The sequence below is a fragment of the Actinomadura montaniterrae genome (genome assembly GCF_008923365.1).
GTDB lineage: Bacteria > Actinomycetota > Actinomycetes > Streptosporangiales > Streptosporangiaceae > Spirillospora > Spirillospora montaniterrae.
On record NZ_WBMR01000485.1, the window covers coordinates 1 to 1,172 of the forward strand.

General features: G+C 67.4%; 1 pseudogene. It reads left to right on the plus strand.

The annotated features are described in order from the left end of the window. A pseudogene (locus tag F9B16_RS50450) lies at nt 1-1,172 on the plus strand (alpha-1,4-glucan--maltose-1-phosphate maltosyltransferase); the annotation flags it as partial.

The following is a 1,172-nucleotide window of genomic DNA, read 5'->3' on the forward strand; positions in this document are numbered from 1 at the left end:
GATGTGGCGGACGTGCTGGAGCGGCATCCGCTGCGGGACCTGCTGACGGTGTCGGACTGGTACCCGCTGGTCGTCCACCGGCAACGCGCCCTGTACGGCGCCTGGTACGAGTTCTTCCCCCGCTCCGAAGGCGCCACCTACGACCCCATGGGCCGCCGCGGACCCATCTCCGGAACGTTCCGCACCGCGATGAAACGCCTGCCCGCCATCGCCGACATGGGCTTCGACGTCGTCTACCTCCCCCCCATCCACCCCATCGGCACCAGCCACCGCAAAGGACCCAACAACACCCTGGACGCCGGCCCGTATGACCCCGGCTCCCCCTGGGCCATCGGCTCCCCCGACGGCGGCCACGACACCATCCACCCCGACCTGGGCACCCTCGCCGACTTCGACGCCTTCGTCGCCTACGCCTCAGACCACGGCCTGGAAATCGCCCTCGACCTGGCCCTGCAATGCTCCCCCGACCACCCCTGGGTCACCCAGCACCCCGAATGGTTCACCACCCGCGCCGACGGCACCATCGCCTACGCCGAGAACCCACCCAAGAAATACCAGGACATCTACCCCCTCAACTTCGACAACGACCCCGAAGGCCTCTACACCGAAGTCCGCCGGGTCATCCGGCACTGGATCGACCACGGCGTGCGGATCTTCCGCGTCGACAACCCCCACACCAAACCCGTCGACTTCTGGGAACGCCTCCTGGCCGACATCCACCACACCGACCCCGACGTGCTGTTCCTGGCCGAGGCGTTCACCCGCCCCGCCATGATGCACACCCTGGCCAAAATCGGGTTCCACCAGTCCTACACCTACTTCACCTGGCGCAACACCGCCGACGAACTCACCGACTACTTCACCGAACTCACCGGCCCCGCCGCCGCCTACATGCGCCCCAACGCCTTCACCAACACCCCCGACATCCTCAACGAATACCTCCAGCACGGCGGCCGCCCCGCTTTCGAGATCCGCGCCATCCTCGCCGCCCTGCTCTCCCCCACCTGGGGCATCTACTCCGGCTACGAACTCTGCGAGAACACCCCCGTCCGCCCCGGCAGCGAGGAATACCGCGACTCGGAGAAATACCAGTACCGCCCCCGCGACTGGGAAGCCGCCGACCGCGACAACACCACCATCGCCCCCCTCATCACCCAACTCAACACGCTCCG